We start from the raw sequence: 16689 nt of genomic DNA on the forward strand, positions 1-16689 counted from the left end.
AATGGCTGGTATTTACATTCATATCCCATTTTGCAAGCAGGCTTGCCATTATTGCGATTTTCATTTTTCTACAGCGATAAAGAAAAAGGATGAGTTGGTTGTTTGTTTGGCAAAAGAACTGGTACTTCGGAAAAACGAATTGAACGGAGCAACCATTGAAACCATTTACTTTGGAGGTGGTACACCTTCCTTGTTATCGGTTGACGAATTACAATTTTTAATTGATACGGTTTACCAAAATTACACGGTGACAGAGCAACCAGAAATCACTTTAGAGGCCAATCCCGACGATTTGATGGCATCCACGGTCACTGAGCGTAGCCGAAGTGAAGACGAACAGCGGTCGTTCAGTGGAACCGAAGAGTGGTCACTGAGCGAAGTCGAAGTGCCAAATTCCCTTTTTCAAACTTATCGAAACATCGGTATCAACCGTTTAAGTATCGGTATCCAGTCGTTTTTTGAATCCGATTTAAAACTCATGAACCGGGCGCACAATGCTGAAGAAGCTAAGCAGTGTTTGGCCGAAGCTACCCAATATTTCGATAATATATCCATCGATTTAATTTATGGCATCCCCGGGCTTACAAATGAACAGTTGCAGGAAAATATTGAAACAGCGTTAGCGTTTAACGTGCCGCACATTTCGTGTTACGCCCTAACCGTAGAGCCTAAAACAGCTTTGGAAACTCTGATTAAAAAAGGCAAAATAGAAAATGTGGATGACGAAATGGCTCAACAGCATTTTAATATATTATTGGAAAAATTGGAGGCTTCGGGGTTTGTGCATTACGAACTTTCAAACTTTGGCAAGCCCAATTATTTCAGTAAAAACAATTCGGCCTATTGGCAGGGCAAACCTTATTTGGGCATAGGGCCCTCGGCACATTCCTTCAATGGCATCAACAGAAGTTGGAATGTGAGCAACAATTCCAAATACATCAAAAGCATCCAGCAAAATCAATTGCCTATTGAAACGGAAACACTCTCGATAACCGATAAATATAACGAATATGTAATGACGGGCTTGCGTACCATTTGGGGTGTTTCATTGGTTCAAGTTGGAAATCGATTTGGTGAAAATTTAAAAAATTATCTTTTAAAACAATCTGAAATTTATATTAACCAAGATTTGTTGTATATTGAAGATAACAGAATTTTAACCACAAAAAAAGGGAAGTTTTTATGCGACGGTATAGCATCGCGCCTTTTTAAAATTAATTGATTTTGATCGCAACCATTCAGTATAACTCCAGAAAACTTAAAATAGATTTAACCCAACCTTTAGATATCTCCATGCCCATTAGGGCCTCGAAAGACAACGTTACCGCTTGGTACGTTGACGCCCCGAAAATTGAACCAGTAAAAGACGGTGAGTGGGTGGCCAGCGTTAAAGATGGTGCCTGCATCAATTTTAACAATATTGAGTTTAATCCGCATGGACACGGCACGCACACCGAATGTGTGGGGCACATTACCGAAAAGCCACATTCCATAAACGAGAATTTAAAACAGTTTTTCTTTTTGGCCGAAGTGGTTACCGTAGCACCCGAACAGTTAAATGGCGATGCGGTGATTTCGAAAAAGCAGATCCAGTTTGCTTTGGGTAATAAAAAACGCGATGCGGTGGTGATACGTACCATTCCCAATACAGCATCAAAATTATCAATGCAATATTCTAATACCAACCCCACTTATTTATTGGAAGATGCCGCCGTTTATTTACGAGAAAAAGGCATAAATCATTTGTTGATAGATTTGCCCAGCGTTGATAAAGAAAAAGACGATTGCCAACTATTAAGCCATAATGCTTTTTGGAATACCAAAGGAAAAATACGCAAAGATGCTACCATTACCGAACTTATTTATGTGCCAAACCGTGTGCAGGATGGCGAATATTTTTTAAATTTACAAATAGCGCCCTTTGAGAATGATGCCACACCAAGCAAACCCATTTTGTATAAAATATTGGAATAAATGGAAATATTTTTAGGTATAATTATCGGTGCTTTGGTATGTTTGGGCGTGGTTACGTTTTTAAAATCTGTCAAGAAAAAGCAGTTGGCGCATGCGCAATCCACGATTCTTTTGGATAAAATAAAACGGGTTTGTAAATTCATTACCGTTGAGGGCGACTTTGCCGAAATTTACCATTACGAAGATGTAAAACAGCGTTTTTTAAAACTGGTGTCGAGTCGAAAAAAAGCTTTGGTAGTCATCAATGCCAAGGCTCATGTGGGTTACGATTTGTCTAAAATTGAATTGAAAGCCGATACCGAAAAGAAGAAAATTTTATTGGAGCATTTTCCACAGCCCGAAGTGCTTTCCATTGAAACCAATTTGAATTATTACGATAAATCGGAAGGGTATTTCAATAGGTTTGAAGCTACCGATTTAACTGGGCTGCACAACGATGCCAAAATCCACATCGAAGAAAAAATTCCAGAAAGCGGATTGCTTAAAGTGGCACAACAAGAAGTGTTGGAAACCATTTCGCTTATTGAAACCATTGTGGAGACCATTGGTTGGAAATTGGATTATTCAGCTTTGGAAATTCCTGAAACGCAACAAAAACAACTGCCATGAATATCGAGCAAATACGAACTTATTGTTTAAACAAAAAGGGCACTACCGAAGACTTTCCTTTTGATGAAGATACGTTGGTGTTTAAAGTGACGGGCAAAATGTTTGCCGCAGCATCGCTAAAATGGTGGGAGAAGGGCGAAGCAGCCATTAATTTAAAGGCCGACCCCGAGTACTCCGAAACACTTCGTGCCGATTACAATAGCATCCGCCCCGGTTACCACATGAGCAAAAAGCACTGGAACACACTCTATTTGCATGAGGGTGAACTGCCTGCACAATTGGTGAAAGATTTAATAGACCATTCTTACGAGATGGTGGTAAAAGGACTTCCAAAAAAGATTCGCGATACTCTTATTTAGTTATTGTCTGTTTAAAATGCTGATTGATAGTGGTTTTTGTTGTATATTTAATATCTCTCAATCCTTAATTTTTTTATAGCATAATCAAGCCCTTAAATCTTAAAGTAGAATTTAAATTCATTATTAACTTTAATATTTAATAGATTATGAAAACAACCAACCCATTATTTTCAGCATTAGCTGCTGTGCTACTGCTGTTCAATTTCTCAATTATTTCAGCTCAGGAAGACGCGCCAAAAAGACCAGAGTACGTCGCTATTACCACCATGCATTGGAACATGGACAATGAAGATTTTAAAATGGACGAATGGAGGTCCGTTGAAAAAGAGTACTTGGAAAAAGTCACCAAAAAAAATGAATTTATTATGGGGGCTTCAACGTATTTGCACGAATTTACGCCAGATAATACCGAGCTGATGTATGTGCAAACCTTTGCCTCTTGGGACGATATGGGAAAATTTGCCGAAAGGAATTCAGAATTGGAAAAAGAAGCTTGGCCCGATAAAGACGCAAGAAAGGCTTTTTTTGATAAGCGGTTTTCGTATTATTCCGATGAGCATTCCGATGAAATTTACGCGCCGTTACCTGGGGCAAAACTGATGAAGGAAGCACCCACCAAAGATATGTTGTGCTACGTTAGAAAAACACACTTTGCCTTTCCAGAAGATGGTACGCAAGAAGAATTTATGGAAATGAGAAAAGAGTTTATCGAAAAAATAATCAATAAAAATGAATATATAAAGGGATATTACCCTAATGTACACGCTTGGGGGTCGGACAGGACAGAGCACATGGAAGCCTTTTTTATTGAATCCTGGGCCGATTTGGATAAAATGTACGACCGAACAGATGAATTAATGAAGGAAGCTTGGCCAGATGAAGAGCAGCGAAAAAAAGACGGTAAGGCATGGGGAAAGTATTTTACTGGAGTGCATGGCGATTATATGTACAAGCATGTACACGAACTTTCAAAATAACATAAAAGCATAAATGTTTTAAAGTGGCTGGCAAAATGTTTCTTTTGGTCGGCCGCTTTTGTATGTACAATGATTAAACAGGTACGAGTTTGCTAAAACGTTAATTAAACGTATAATTGCACCATCAAAAAATAAATCATGAGTATTTTACAAACCTTGAAAGACAGAAGCAACAATGCTTGCGAACTTTGTGCCTCAGCAGAACATTTAAGTCAATATACCATTCCACCATCCTTAAATGAAAATGTAGACAACGATGTTTTGGTTTGTAAAAGCTGCCTGGATCAAATAATTGGCGATTCAGAAATGGATCCAAACCATTGGCGCTGCCTTAACGACAGCATGTGGAGCGAGCACGTAGCGGTGCAAATTATGGCTTGGCGCATGCTGCAGCGGTTACGTAACGAAGGTTGGCCAAAAGACTTATTGGACATGATGTATCTTAGCGATGACGCTCTGGCACTGGCACGGGCAACAGGCGAAGATCAAGACGAAAGTGAAAAAATAGTGCATCGCGATGCTAACGGGGTCATTTTAGAAAACGGCGACAATGTTGTTTTAATAAAAGACCTAAAAGTGAAAGGTTCCAGTATGGTGGCCAAACAAGGTACGGCTGTAAGGAATATTCGTTTGGATTATGAAAACGCTACTTATATTGAAGGTAAGGTTGATGGGCAGCAAATAGTAATCCTTACCCAATACGTAAAGAAAACCTAGTTTTTGTCTTTTTTATTGAACCACCCTAAGCCCAATGGGAACATAAAAACCAGAAAAAGGTACCTGCCGGTTATAAGTCCGAAAATGGTTATGGCAGCCAAAATAACCATAAGGGCGATTTTGTAATGGTATTTCATTTATAAAATGATGAGCGGGATAAGTCTTGACTTTAAGTAGTGGTGTGGGCAATAATTTTCCAATCGCCATTGATGCTCTTAACTACCAGCATAAAAATACCATCGGCATTGCCCATGTCGCGCTTAATGTGGTATTCTCCTAAAACATAATAAGATTCATTGCCAATAGGGGTAACAGCATTGATTTTATAGCTGAGTTTGCCAGTGTGTTTTTCAGTGGGGTAGGCTTTTTCGTAACGATCGAACGTGTCGTACCAGCCCTCAATCACACCATGGCTACTGTAAAATTTTAACGAATCGCTTTTCCAATAGGCATCCATATATCCTTCAAGGTCGTGGTTTGACCATGCTATGCGTTGTTTTTTTAAAACCTTGTTAATGGCTTTAACATCAGCTTCAATGTCAGACTGTGAAAAGCCAATAAGACCACTGAATAATAGTATTGAAAAAAAGAGTTTTTTCATTTAATTCTAGTTTTAAGTATTCAAAAGTAGCAAAATATGCTTAGTAAAACAGGTCGGTTGTCGATCAAATTAACAAGTAGTTTGTTTTTAACTGAAGTTAAAATCTATTTGTCGATTAAATAGTGTGAATGCCTAAATTGTTGCCTATTTTTAAATCACAATCAAACGATTGGCCTCCCTTAATTGACAATTTTAACCTTTAAAAACTCGTGTATTATGGATTTAAAAATTACTAATTGTAACAACTTCTTTAAAATTAAAGGCACCTTAAACAAGGCCAATATTGGTTTGTTTAACAAAGAATTCAAAAACATTTTTGACCGAGCCAAAGATGTCACTATCAGTGTTCAAGACATTGATAGCATGGATAAATTTGGTGTTGAAGCTATAGCCAAACTGCACAATGAAGCCTTGGTGAAAAATAAGAGATTCTCTATTGTTGGGTTTGGTTGCAAAGAGCTTTACGACCATTTTCAAACGAATACGGCCGCTTAACTTTAAAGTGCATTTTTCTGTTTATTGAAAAAGGCGTCTGCCTGTAATTGCATGAGCGTCCTGGCTTTTTTGCGCTTATATTGGTAGAGCTCGTTTTCTTGTTCAATGTCGGTATAAATCCTGTTATTTATCGAAATATCGGTTTTGATTAAGGATTTCCTTTGGCTTTTGTTTTGAGCTGTATGGGCTTTTATGGCTTCCTCTTGATCCTCAAGTTTGTAATCGTAAGCGCCTTGTGGCGCGAGGAGTTTTACAAAAACAGGAGCCGTTTCAATAGCCAGAAATAGTAAAAAGATAAACAATGAAGGCAGTAGGGGCAATTTGCCCAAGGCATTAACGCGTGCCATCAAACCATCAAAATTATTGATGATGGGCTGTGTGTTGGTCACTTCGTTCTTGTAATTGCTTTGAAGCTGCTCTATTTGGTTTTTAATCGAAACAATTTTGGCTTTGTTTACGGTTTTTAGTTGTTGGAATTCAGCTAAAGCGGCATCGTGCTTTTCTCGTTTTTCTTGGTAAACCGGGCCTTTTCCCAAAAGTTTTGTGCCGGCTGTACCTTCGGCTTCGGCTATGTACGTATCGTAAAGCGCATTCACCTCCGTTTCTTTGGTGTTTATTTGATTTTGTAATTGGGAAATTTCATTTTGAAGATTTTTAATTTCGGGTTTAAATTGTTCGGCTATTTGACTTTTATTGGCTAAGGTCAACTCATTTTTTTGCTCCAAAAGCACTTGGTTAATTTCTTTCTCAAAAATTTTCAACTCCAAAGGTTTTGAAATCACCACTGCAATTATAATTGCCAAAATAATTCGTGGTATAGCCTGAGTAAATTCATTTAATGGTTGTCCTGTTTTTTTTATGGTAGAAACAATGTAGCGGTCCAAATTGAAAATGAGCAAACCCCAAATGAGCCCGAAAAATATTGCCGAGTATAAGTTTTCAAAAATGATGAATAGCGTGTAGCTGGAGGCAATAAAAGCCATGATGGCAGTAAAGAATACAGTGGCTCCAATGCCGGCATATTTATTCTGTTCGCCGACAGAACAATCATTTAAAATATGGGTGTCTGAGCCCGAGCAGATGATGAAAAATTGCTTTAACATGATGAGTGATTTTTTTGATTGATGTTAAGGCTGTGCAGAACACAGTCTGACTATTAGAACGTTAAAGCAGTTTGTTTGTTACATAAATCAGCTTAAAATGCTCTATTTTTTTCGAGACCGAACGCTTTCAATCAAAACTGTAGCTAAAATTAGCGAACCACCAAGCATGGTATTTTTATTCGGTATTTCGTTTAAAAAAATAAAAGCAATGATAATTCCGAAGATTGGTTGAATACTATTTATAATACTTGCCGTACTGGCCGAAAAGTGTTTTAAACTGTAAATTAACAGGGTATGCCCGATAGCCGTTACAACAACAGCTAACAAAATAATGTAGGGATACTGCGTAACAATATTTGAAGTGTCCATAAAAAATAAAGCGGGCAAAAACACAGCCGTTAAAATACTGGCTTGATAAAACATGATACTGGTAGGATTGTAACTGCTCGTAAGTTTTTTTGAAATAATATTACGCAGGGCATAGCATAGTGCCGAAAGCAAGCCAAAAAGTATGCCTTTAAAATAGGTGTTTTCAAGGTTGAATTCAGGAGCCATAATGTACATGCCAACTAAAACCATAAGCCCCAAGAGAATATAAATGGGGTCGAATTTTATTTTTATAAATAATGGTTCTAAAAACGCGGTGAAAATTGGGAATACGAATAGGGAAAGCATCCCAATGGCCACGTTCGATAATTTAAGAGCATAGAAATAAAACAGCCAATGTCCGCCCATTAAAAGGGCACTAACGCCAATGGAAACGCCATCTTGTTGGGATAGTATTTTTAAATTGAACTTTTTATAAAGGCAGAACCCCAATAAAAACAAACCGCCTAAAATACTGCGCCACCAGACCACTACTGGCGTGGGCATATCGATATAACGGCCTAAAGCTCCCGAAGCACTAATAAAAAGCGTGGCAAGAATAAGTTGAAGAAGATGGTTGCTGTGCTGGTTTTTCATGTTAATGATTATGGGCATTAGTGGATTTGCGCTAAGGATAGTAGAGAAAAGCCCACATCGACAAAGGAGCGAGGGCTTGTAGCCCTTCGACTGCGCTCAGGGTAAACTACAGTACGCCCCTTGCGGTAGCGATCCAGTTACTCTGATAGTTCGGTGAAATATTTATAAAAATATGGAATAGTTTCAATGCCTTTTAAATAGTTCCAAATGCCGAAATGCTCGTTAGGGGAGTGTATGGCATCGCTATCTAGCCCGAAGCCCATAAGTATAATTTTGCTTTCCAGTTCTTGCTCGAAAAGTGATACAATGGGAATACTACCACCACTACGCTGCGGAATGGGTTTTTTTCCGAAAGTTTGCTCGTAAGCCTTGCTAGCGGCTTGATACCCAATACTGCTAATCGGGGTAACGTAGCCTTGTCCGCCGTGGTGGGGCGTAACTTTTACTTTAACGCTTTTAGGAGCGATACTTTCGAAATGAGAGGTGAAAAGTTTTGTGATTTCCTGCCAATCTTGGTTGGGAACCAAACGCATTGATATTTTTGCAAAAGCTTTGCTAGGGATTACGGTTTTTGCCCCTTCACCAATGTAGCCTCCCCAAATGCCATTAACATCGAGTGTTGGACGGATGGAATTCCGTTCGTTGGTGGTGAATCCTTTTTCGCTATGAACGGCATCAATATCCAAAGCTTTTTTATAGTTTTCTAAACTGAAAGGCGCTTTGGCCATTTCCGCGCGTTCTTCGACTGAAAGTTCTTCAACTTTATCGTAAAACCCAGGAATGGTAATATGATTGTTTTCGTCATGCAATGAGGCAATCATTTTGGTTAAAATGTTGATGGGGTTGGCTACAGCGCCACCGTACAAACCGGAGTGCAAATCGCGGTTGGGGCCTGTAACTTCCACCTCAACGTAGCTTAAGCCGCGAAGCCCGGTAGTTATTGACGGGGTGTCGTTAGCTATCATCCCAGTGTCGGAAATAAGGATCACATCATTTTTTAGTTTTTCGCGATTACTTTTAACAAAATCACCCAGATTGGCGCTCCCCACTTCCTCTTCGCCTTCAATCATAAATTTTACGTTGCAGGGCAGCTGGTTAGTTTTTACCATAAGCTCGAAAGCCTTAACGTGCATGTACATTTGGCCTTTGTCGTCGCAAGCACCACGTGCAAAAATGGCACCGTCGGGATGTTTTTCCGTAGTTTTAATTACCGGTTCAAAAGGCGGGGAATTCCATAAATTTAATGGGTCTGGTGGTTGTACGTCGTAATGCCCGTAAACTAAAACAGTAGGAAGGTTTTTGTCGATGATTTTTTCACCATATACAATGGGGTAGCCTGCTGTAGGGCATATTTCAACCGTATCGCATCCTGCTTTTTCTAAGCTGGATTTAATAGCTTCGGCAGTTTTTAAAACATCGGATTTGTATGCGGAGTCGGCACTTATCGACGGAATTTTAAGTAATTCGATAAGTTCGTTTAAAAATCGCTCTTTGTGTTCTTTTATATATGATGGAATGTTTTTCATAAAAAGGATAATCTTTCTTTTCAAAAGTATAAAAAAAGAATGTTTTTAGGGCTTTGGTGTTTGCAATTTAAAAATCTTGTTTATATTTGCATCCCAATTCCCGATAGTAATCGGGATAGGACATATTGCGGGCGTGGTGGAATTGGTAGACACGCTAGACTTAGGATCTAGTGCCGCGAGGTGTGAGAGTTCGAGTCTCTCCGCCCGCACCTCGAAAAAGCTTCTCAGATTTGAGAGGCTTTTTTTGTTTTAATGCAATATCTTCGTTAGTTAACCACTTTTAGTTACTACATATTTATTAAACAGTTTGTTTTTGAGGAATGTTTTAAGTTGGGGCCTGTCTATTAAAAATAATATTAATTTAATTTTTTTATAACAGTCAACCATTGTAGAAGCAATAGTTTTATCGGCAAAAATCTTAGCTATTTTAGTTCGATGAAAGAAGACAGAATACTTTTTGAATGTGTTAAAAAGGACAACCAGCGTGCTTTGGAACAGTTATTTCAAAAGTATTATTTTAACTTGTGTCTGTATGCTAAAAAATATGTGGTGAGTGCAGATTTGGCCGAAGAAGTAGTGGCCGATGTGTTCTTTAAAATTTGGCAAAACAGAAAGACGCTCCAAATCAATACGTCGTTAAAATCATATTTGTTTGTGGCGACTAAAAACCTGTCCATCAATGTTGTCAATAAAGCAAAAAGCGATTATTTAAAACAGGAGATTCCAGAAATTAGTGCCGATTTTTCACATCTTAATACCGATGAATCTTTACACTATAATGAGGTTAAAATACAAATAGACCAGATTATAGAAGAACTCCCGCCGCAACGAAAAATCATTTTTAAGCTTAATAGAATAGACGGACTTAAATACAAAGAAATAGCCGAAAAGTTAGGTATTTCGGTTAGTACTGTGCAAAAGCAAATGATTGAAGCCATAAAACATGTTTCCCAATACGAATCGCAATTTATAACGTTTGTTATTTCTTTTTGTTTGAGTTTTATTGACATTTAGATAACGATTTGTTAACAAGTTTCAATGGTAGATTAAACGCCTCATACTGGTCTTAATAGTAAAAGATCAGATAATATGAACGATGAAGTTTTTTACGAAATCGCTATAAAGAATTTAACAAATGAATCTTCTGAAGAAGAGAGGGCGCAGTTAAAACGATACCTTTTACTTCCCGAATATCAAGCCAAGTATGATGAACTTGCCGATGTGCTTAAAAATCACCCTGCCGAAGCTTTTCAAGAATTCAACCTTAATCGCGGGCTTAAAAAACTACGTTATAAAATAAAGCAGGCCGAGAGCGATAATTTCTTTTCAAATAGAAAAATAATGGCCATTGCTGCGTCTTTGGTAGTTCTGTTGGGACTGGGGATACTTTTTAACAATGATTTTTTTGTGCCAAAACCAGTTAACTATGTTTCTGTGACCAGTATGGCAGGCCAACGTACAGAAATCCTTCTACCCGATAGCTCAATCGTGTATTTAAATTCTGGAGCTACTATCCGTTACCCTGAAAAATTTCTAAGCAACCAGAGAGATGTAGAATTGAAGGGCGAAGCCTTTTTTAAAGTAAAACGAAACGTTGATAAACCTTTTACGGTTATTTCGGGGAATTTTAAAACTACCGTTTTGGGAACTTCATTCAGTGTGAGCAATAATGACGAGAACGACTTTCAAGTGGTCGTAAAAACCGGAAAGGTTAAGGTTGAAAACAATATCACCAAAAAACAATTCATACTTATAAAAAACACCCAAGTCGCTTTTAATGCTGAGGATGGGGAACTGGAAAAATCTACTGTAAATTCCGAATACGTAACCGATTGGCATAAAAACTTGCTGCGTTTCGATGCGATTACCGCCAAAGAAGCTTTTAGCAAAATTGAAAAGTGGTACAATGTTAAAATTTATTGTGAAGCTGATTCCATTTTAAATAGAAAAATACGGGCAGCCTACAGTGATGAACCTCTTGAAAAAGTATTTAAAAGTTTGGAATTCATGATAGGCTTAAAGTACGAAATTGAAAACGATACGATAATAATAAAATAAGTTATAAGAATAAAAACGCAATCGAAAACAATAAAAAAAACTGGAACTGCGTCACCAGCTCCAGCTTCTCAGAATTTTTTAAAATCCTATTTACTAAAAAAGTAACACTAAATTATGAAATTAAATTTATACCAAAAAAGGAAATTTTTTTCCGACAAGGTTTTGATGGTATTTATCGCTACCATTACACTTTTTGGGCTATCTACCCAATGTGTTTCAGCACAAAACAATCTTGAAAAAACCACAACCCTTAAAGTAAAAAATGTAACTCTAAATCAGTTATTCAATCAATTAGAGAAAAACACACCGTATCGGTTTAGTTATTCAGACGATATACTAAATAACAAAAAGGTATTCACCTATAATTTCACCAACGAGAAATTACAAACCATTTTAGACCAAATTAGTAAAGATGCTGAATTAAACTACTTGGTAAGCGGTTCTACCATTACGCTAAGCGGTTTAAAAAAGGTAAAGGTTTACGGTCAAGTTAAAGACGAGCAAGGCATGCCTTTAGTTGGGGTAAATGTTATTTTGAAAGGTACCAAGGTTGGAGTGCTTACCGATTTTGACGGGAACTATAACCTGCAGGCACCTGAAAATAGTACTCTTCTGTTTTCTTTTATGGGAATGAACAGTGTTGAAACTTCAATCAGAAATGGGGGGCTGTTCAATATCACCATGCAAGAGGATGTGGTCGCCATGGATGAAGTTGTGGTAACGGCATTGAATATTACTCGTGAGGAAAAATCTTTGGGATATTCTGTGGCCAAAATTGAAAGCGACGAAATAACCAAAACCGTTTCGGGAAACTGGCTGAACAGTTTAGGCGGTAAAGTTGCGGGGTTGACGTTTACTTCGGCAAATTCAGGACCCAGTAGCTCCATCCGGGTTACTTTGAGAGGAGACCAATCGTTAAATTACGGTAATAACGAAGCGCTATTTGTTATTGATGGTGTGCCTGTAAATTCTGGGGCAACGGCTACCCGAAGTGTTAGTAATTATGCACAGGCCGATGCACCTGTAGATTACGGTGATGGAATGAGTGATATTAATCCAGATGATATCGAATCGGTTTCAGTTTTAAAAGGACCAGCGGCTGCGGCCTTGTACGGTTCGCGTGCAGCCAATGGCGCCATTATGATTACCACCAAATCGGGCAAAAAAAATAAAGGTTTGGGTATTACGGTAAACTCTTCGGTAACTTTCGAGCAGGCTGGTTTTTTTCCGGATTTTCAAACGCAATTTGGTAATGGTTCCGACATGGGCGCTAGTGAATATTCACTTTGGAACCTTACGTCAGAAATGGCTCCGGATGGCGTAGAGCAACCAAGGCACTATTCGCGCTATACATTTGGGGAGGCATTCGATGCAAACAAAATGCGTTATTTGTACGCCTCTAAAAATTGGGATAATGATACCTACACCAAATTACCATGGGTATATCAAGACGATTGGTACACGGGCTTATTCCAAACCGGTGTAACAACAAGTAATACGGTTAGTATTAACGGAAATAACGGCAAAGGAACATCAACACGTTTTTCGGTAACCGATTTTAAAAACGAATGGATTTTGCCTAACACGGGTTTTAATAGAAACACCGTTTCCCTTGCTATAAATACGCCTGTTTCAGATAAGATAAAATTGAACACTAAGGTTAATTATTACAAAAAGAAAAGTGATAACATGCCGGTTAGTGGTTACGACGAAACCAACCCAATGTACGCTTTGGTTTGGGGATTCAATGTTAATAGTATTCAAGATTGGAAAGACGAATATTTTAACGGACGTTACAACTACGCCAATTGGAGTGCCGGTGGCGAAAATGGTATGGGGCTTGTGTTTCCTTCAGCAAACTCCTTTAACCCATATCGTACACTTTATGAGGCGTTGAACACGCAAGATAAAAACCGTGTTTTCGGGAGTATTGGTTTAACTTTCGATTTGCTTAAAAACCTAACACTCGATTTGCGTTCTGGTTTAGATTGGTCTGATGAATATAGAACCCAACGTAAACCTTACTACACAGCGGGTTATCAAAACGGATTTTATCGAGAGCAAACCGTTAGAGTTTTAGAAAACAACAACGATTTTATGCTGCGCTACAACAACACGTTTAGTAATGGCCGTTTTGGGCTTTCGGCTATGGTTGGTGGCAATAATCGTGTTAACGAATATTACAACAGCAAGATTACATTAAGTGAGTTGGGCGAAGAAGATATTTACCACACTACAAACTTGCCAACGGGAGTAAATCCAGACCCGTATAACTACCGTAGCGAGAAAGTAGTAAATAGTTTGTATGGTTTGCTATCATTAAGTTGGGACGATGCCTACTTTTTGGATGTTACCGCGCGTAACGATTGGTCCAGTACTTTATCCAGAGGTAATTGGTCGTATTTTTATCCATCGGTTTCTGCAAGTGTTCTGTTGGATAAAACATTCAACTTTCAAGAAAATGCGCCGTGGGTAGATATGTTAAAAGTTCGTGCATCTTGGGCAAATGTAGGTAACGATACGTCGGCGTATTCTCTAGATCAAGTGTATGGTACAACTTCATATCCGGGAGGTTACACGTTACCAGGAAATATTCCAGATCCGTTAATTCAACCAGAAAATGTAGAAAGCTGGGAGGCTGGAATTGAAGCCAAGCTGTTTAAAAACAGACTATCTTTTGATGTTACGGCTTATCATTCTTCAACCACAAACCAAATAGTTTCTGTTGATGTGGATCAGATTACCGGTGCAACGGGGATGACCATTAATGCCGGTGAAATTTCCAATAAAGGATTAGAAGTTTCTGCGAATTTTGTGCCTGTAAGAACCAAAGATTTTAAATGGGATTTTGATGTCACATGGTCTAAAAACATTAATAAGTTAGTGAGCTTACAGGATGGTTGGGACCCTACGGTACCACTACAAACCGATATGGGAACTACTATTGGAAGCAGAACTTATGTGTATTCTTATGTAGGTGAAGAGATGCACGTTATTTACGGTCGTGGGTTTCAAAGAGCACCGGAAGGCGCTACTTACATTGATGAAAATGGTGAAGAGCAAGATGCTTCGGGCATGCACATTGTAAATTCTGAAGGCTATCCGGTATTGGATAATTCACCAGAAACAAGAATTGGTAACGTAAACCCAGATTGGCGAGCAGGAATGGTGCAACGTTTTAAGTATAAAAACTTAATGCTTTCGGCAACTTTTGCAGGACAATTGGGCGGAAATGCATTTTCGGTAACCAACTTTGCTTTGTCTTACCAAGGTAAACTTAATAACTCAGTTGAAGGGCGCTACGATGGCATAGTGCACCCTGGTGTTAATGCCGTTGAAAACACAGATGGTTCTATCACTTACACCAAAAACAACACGGTAACCAACAGTATTCAAACCTATTACAACACCTACGTTTGGAACCGTAACAATACCGAAATGAACACCTTCGATACTTCTTATTTAAAACTAAGAGAATTACGTTTAGATTATCAATTACCGGCAAAATTAATAAGCAAAATCGGGGCATTTAAAGATGTAAGTTTTGGGGCCTACGCTACCAATGTATTCAGTATTACAGATTTTCCGCAGTACGATCCGGATACGGGTATGCTAAACGGCTCTAACATTTACAAAGGTATCGAGTCGATGACTTTCCCAATGACAAGAACTTACGGATTAAACGTTAAACTTTCATTCTAAAAACACTGTTATGACTTATTTAAGAAAACTATTAACCATCGGGTTAGTAAGCTTATTGTTTGCTTGTACTTCCGATTTTGAAGATATAAATACAAACCCAAACCGAACCAATGTTGGCGATATTAAGGCCAGCGGTTTGTTCGAACCATTGTTGTACAACGGTATTAACGCTTGGCAAAACTATACTTGGTTTTGGAACAACGAATTAATTCAGTTTACGGCATTTACGGGTGGTGGCACACGCCAAGAACATCGCTATTTTATTGGCGATCAAAACTGGCAAAGCGTATGGAATACTTATGCTCGCTACACAAACAATGCGCTGCACATGTACGATTTAAGTGTAGCACAAAACGACCAATCATTGCAAGCGGTAGCCTTAACTTTAAAGGTGCTTTACATGTCTAACTTGACCGATATGTTTGGTGATGTACCATATTCTGAGGCCTTTCAAGCACGCGAAGGTGGTACAACAGAGCCAAAGTTCGATTCTCAAAAGGAAGTTTACGAGCAAATGTTTGCCGATTTAGAAACGGCAAACAGTCTATATGCGGAAAACCCCGTGTTCATAAAACCCGCTTTAGATGGTATGTATGGCGGTAATATCCAACAGTGGAGAAAATTTAATAATGCTTTGTACCTACGTTTGTTGTGCCGTGTTAGTGGTCGTGACGAAATGAATACAGCAGCTAAAATGACAATGATGTTAAACAACCCAAGTAAATATCCATTATTCGAATCGAATGAAGATAATGCTACGGTTCAATTCTCTGGTTCCGATCCTTACCGCAGTCAGTTTGCAAATACCAACGAAAACGGATTTACAAGTTCTGGTAGAAAATTGACCGAGCAGCTAATTAAAATGACGGTTATTGCCGATGATTTTGGAAATCAAACCTATGAAGATCCCCGTTTGGCTATCTACGGAAAGAAAAACCCAAACTATTTGGTAAATGGTGTAAATGCTTGGAAAGGAACCATTGCAGGTTGCACCGAAACTGAGCAAAGCGCTGCAGATGCTGGAACATCGTGGTTAAACGCTGCTGTTTTTTGTAGAGCCGAAATGCCAGCAAGTTATATGGATTATGCCGAGGTTCAATTCATTTTAGCCGAAGCTGCTTTAAAAGGTAGTATTGCTGGTGGCGAATTGGCAGCAAAACAATACTACGAAAATGCTGTAACCGCTTCCATTGAAAAATGGGCAGAATTGGGGCAGTATAGTGAAACGCCAGTGGAAATTTCAGCAGAAAATATTGAAGCATTTTTAGCTTCAGATTTGGCATCTTGGGATAACGCTGCAAATAAGGCAGAACTTATTGCAAATCAAAAATTCTTAAGTCTATTCTGGATTGGTATGGAAGCTTATCACGAATACCGACGTACGGGATATCCAGAGTTAACCATTGGTCGTGGTACGGTGTTCAACGATTATGTATTGCCAACGCGTTTTGCTTACCCCAATACAACAATGGCAACAAACAACGCCAATGCACAAGAGGCATTGGTACGAATGGGTGGTGAAAACAATATGAAAACTCCTGTTTGGTGGAGTAAACAAGCTATTGAAAGCGGAAACTAAAAAACAATAAAAAAAACATTGAAAAT

At 38.6% G+C, this 16689-nt stretch carries 15 protein-coding genes and 1 tRNA gene; 12 read left to right on the forward strand and 4 right to left on the reverse strand.

Translation table 11 applies throughout. From position 1 onward, the window contains the following. Position 1: 1 nt before the first annotated feature. The 6 genes from ABI125_03200 (at position 2) to ABI125_03225 (ending at position 4636) form a co-directional block, all read left to right on the forward strand. Positions 2–1222 carry a coproporphyrinogen-III oxidase family protein gene (locus tag ABI125_03200; GenBank protein ID XCF06876.1) on the forward strand — a complete coding sequence of 407 codons (1221 nt, stop codon included), beginning with the start codon at positions 2–4 and terminating at the stop codon, positions 1220–1222. Positions 1223–1224: 2 nt separating this feature from the next. Further along, positions 1225–1974, forward strand: coding sequence for a cyclase family protein (locus tag ABI125_03205; GenBank protein ID XCF06877.1), 750 nt, complete (start codon positions 1225–1227; stop codon positions 1972–1974). Then, entirely contained in the window at positions 1975–2583 is a 609-nt protein-coding gene (locus ABI125_03210; protein XCF06878.1) for a DUF4230 domain-containing protein, read from the forward strand. Then, complete coding sequence (locus ABI125_03215) at positions 2580–2942, forward strand: MmcQ/YjbR family DNA-binding protein (GenBank protein XCF06879.1); 363 nt, start codon at positions 2580–2582, stop codon at positions 2940–2942. Before ABI125_03210 ends, ABI125_03215 begins: the two co-directional genes overlap by 4 nt. A gap of 146 nt (positions 2943–3088) precedes the next feature. Then, positions 3089–3919: a hypothetical protein gene (locus ABI125_03220; GenBank protein XCF06880.1), complete on the forward strand. Its 831-nt coding sequence runs from the start codon at positions 3089–3091 to the stop codon at positions 3917–3919. A 138-nt stretch (positions 3920–4057) separates the two neighbouring features. Next, positions 4058–4636 (forward strand): PhnA domain-containing protein, encoded by a 579-nt coding sequence (locus ABI125_03225; GenBank protein XCF06881.1) that lies wholly within the window; start codon positions 4058–4060, stop codon positions 4634–4636. 169 nt (positions 4637–4805) lie between these two features. Here ABI125_03225 and ABI125_03230 read toward each other — a convergent pair whose 3' ends face one another. Next, positions 4806–5237, reverse strand: a complete 432-nt coding sequence (locus ABI125_03230; protein ID XCF06882.1) for a DUF4440 domain-containing protein — start codon at positions 5235–5237, stop codon at positions 4806–4808. Between the two features lie 216 nt (positions 5238–5453). On the opposite strand from ABI125_03230, the gene ABI125_03235 reads away from it, so the two are divergent. Continuing rightward, complete coding sequence (locus tag ABI125_03235; GenBank protein ID XCF06883.1) at positions 5454–5732, forward strand: STAS domain-containing protein; 279 nt, start codon at positions 5454–5456, stop codon at positions 5730–5732. A gap of 2 nt (positions 5733–5734) precedes the next feature. Here the strand turns inward: ABI125_03235 and ABI125_03240 are convergent, their stop codons facing one another. The 3 genes from ABI125_03240 to ABI125_03250 form a co-directional block, all read right to left on the reverse strand. Then, on the reverse strand, positions 5735–6835 hold the full coding sequence (locus ABI125_03240; GenBank protein ID XCF06884.1) for a DUF4407 domain-containing protein: 1101 nt from the start codon (positions 6833–6835) through the stop codon (positions 5735–5737). Positions 6836–6937: 102 nt separating this feature from the next. Further along, the gene (locus ABI125_03245; protein XCF06885.1) at positions 6938–7798 is read right to left on the reverse strand and encodes a DMT family transporter; all 861 of its coding nucleotides are present in this window, start codon (positions 7796–7798) and stop codon (positions 6938–6940) included. Positions 7799–7935: 137 nt separating this feature from the next. Then, on the reverse strand, positions 7936–9324 hold the full coding sequence (locus ABI125_03250; GenBank protein ID XCF06886.1) for a dipeptidase: 1389 nt from the start codon (positions 9322–9324) through the stop codon (positions 7936–7938). Positions 9325–9451: 127 nt separating this feature from the next. Between ABI125_03250 and ABI125_03255 the strand changes: the two genes are divergently transcribed. The 5 genes from ABI125_03255 to ABI125_03275 all read left to right on the forward strand — a co-directional run bounded on the left by ABI125_03255 (position 9452) and on the right by ABI125_03275 (position 16663). Next, a tRNA-Leu gene (locus tag ABI125_03255) sits at positions 9452–9533 on the forward strand. Between the two features lie 226 nt (positions 9534–9759). Next, the gene (locus ABI125_03260; protein XCF06887.1) at positions 9760–10338 is read left to right on the forward strand and encodes an RNA polymerase sigma-70 factor; all 579 of its coding nucleotides are present in this window, start codon (positions 9760–9762) and stop codon (positions 10336–10338) included. Positions 10339–10413: 75 nt separating this feature from the next. Then, positions 10414–11382, forward strand: a complete 969-nt coding sequence (locus ABI125_03265) for a FecR family protein (GenBank protein XCF06888.1) — start codon at positions 10414–10416, stop codon at positions 11380–11382. Between the two features lie 114 nt (positions 11383–11496). Continuing rightward, the gene (locus ABI125_03270) at positions 11497–15084 is read left to right on the forward strand and encodes a SusC/RagA family TonB-linked outer membrane protein (protein ID XCF06889.1); all 3588 of its coding nucleotides are present in this window, start codon (positions 11497–11499) and stop codon (positions 15082–15084) included. 10 nt (positions 15085–15094) lie between these two features. Then, positions 15095–16663 (forward strand): SusD/RagB family nutrient-binding outer membrane lipoprotein, encoded by a 1569-nt coding sequence (locus ABI125_03275; protein XCF06890.1) that lies wholly within the window; start codon positions 15095–15097, stop codon positions 16661–16663. The last annotated feature ends 26 nt before the right edge of the window (positions 16664–16689 follow it).

Source organism: Tamlana crocina (assembly GCA_040429635.1).
Taxonomy (GTDB): Bacteria; Bacteroidota; Bacteroidia; order Flavobacteriales; family Flavobacteriaceae; genus Flavisericum; species Flavisericum crocinum.

What these genes read in the sequence shown, in the direction of transcription:
- ABI125_03200 (XCF06876.1), top strand. Translation starts at nt 2, where the DNA reads ATGGCTGGTATTTACATTCATATCCCATTTTGCAAGCAGGCTTGCCAT.
- ABI125_03250 (XCF06886.1), bottom strand. Translation starts at nt 9,324, where the DNA reads ATGAAAAACATTCCATCATATATAAAAGAACACAAAGAGCGATTTTTA.
- ABI125_03270 (XCF06889.1), top strand. Translation starts at nt 11,497, where the DNA reads ATGAAATTAAATTTATACCAAAAAAGGAAATTTTTTTCCGACAAGGTT.
- ABI125_03240 (XCF06884.1), bottom strand. Translation starts at nt 6,835, where the DNA reads ATGTTAAAGCAATTTTTCATCATCTGCTCGGGCTCAGACACCCATATT.
- ABI125_03245 (XCF06885.1), bottom strand. Translation starts at nt 7,798, where the DNA reads ATGAAAAACCAGCACAGCAACCATCTTCTTCAACTTATTCTTGCCACG.
- ABI125_03215 (XCF06879.1), top strand. Translation starts at nt 2,580, where the DNA reads ATGAATATCGAGCAAATACGAACTTATTGTTTAAACAAAAAGGGCACT.
- ABI125_03265 (XCF06888.1), top strand. Translation starts at nt 10,414, where the DNA reads ATGAACGATGAAGTTTTTTACGAAATCGCTATAAAGAATTTAACAAAT.
- ABI125_03210 (XCF06878.1), top strand. Translation starts at nt 1,975, where the DNA reads ATGGAAATATTTTTAGGTATAATTATCGGTGCTTTGGTATGTTTGGGC.
- ABI125_03275 (XCF06890.1), top strand. Translation starts at nt 15,095, where the DNA reads ATGACTTATTTAAGAAAACTATTAACCATCGGGTTAGTAAGCTTATTG.
- ABI125_03260 (XCF06887.1), top strand. Translation starts at nt 9,760, where the DNA reads ATGAAAGAAGACAGAATACTTTTTGAATGTGTTAAAAAGGACAACCAG.
- ABI125_03235 (XCF06883.1), top strand. Translation starts at nt 5,454, where the DNA reads ATGGATTTAAAAATTACTAATTGTAACAACTTCTTTAAAATTAAAGGC.
- ABI125_03225 (XCF06881.1), top strand. Translation starts at nt 4,058, where the DNA reads ATGAGTATTTTACAAACCTTGAAAGACAGAAGCAACAATGCTTGCGAA.
- ABI125_03220 (XCF06880.1), top strand. Translation starts at nt 3,089, where the DNA reads ATGAAAACAACCAACCCATTATTTTCAGCATTAGCTGCTGTGCTACTG.
- ABI125_03230 (XCF06882.1), bottom strand. Translation starts at nt 5,237, where the DNA reads ATGAAAAAACTCTTTTTTTCAATACTATTATTCAGTGGTCTTATTGGC.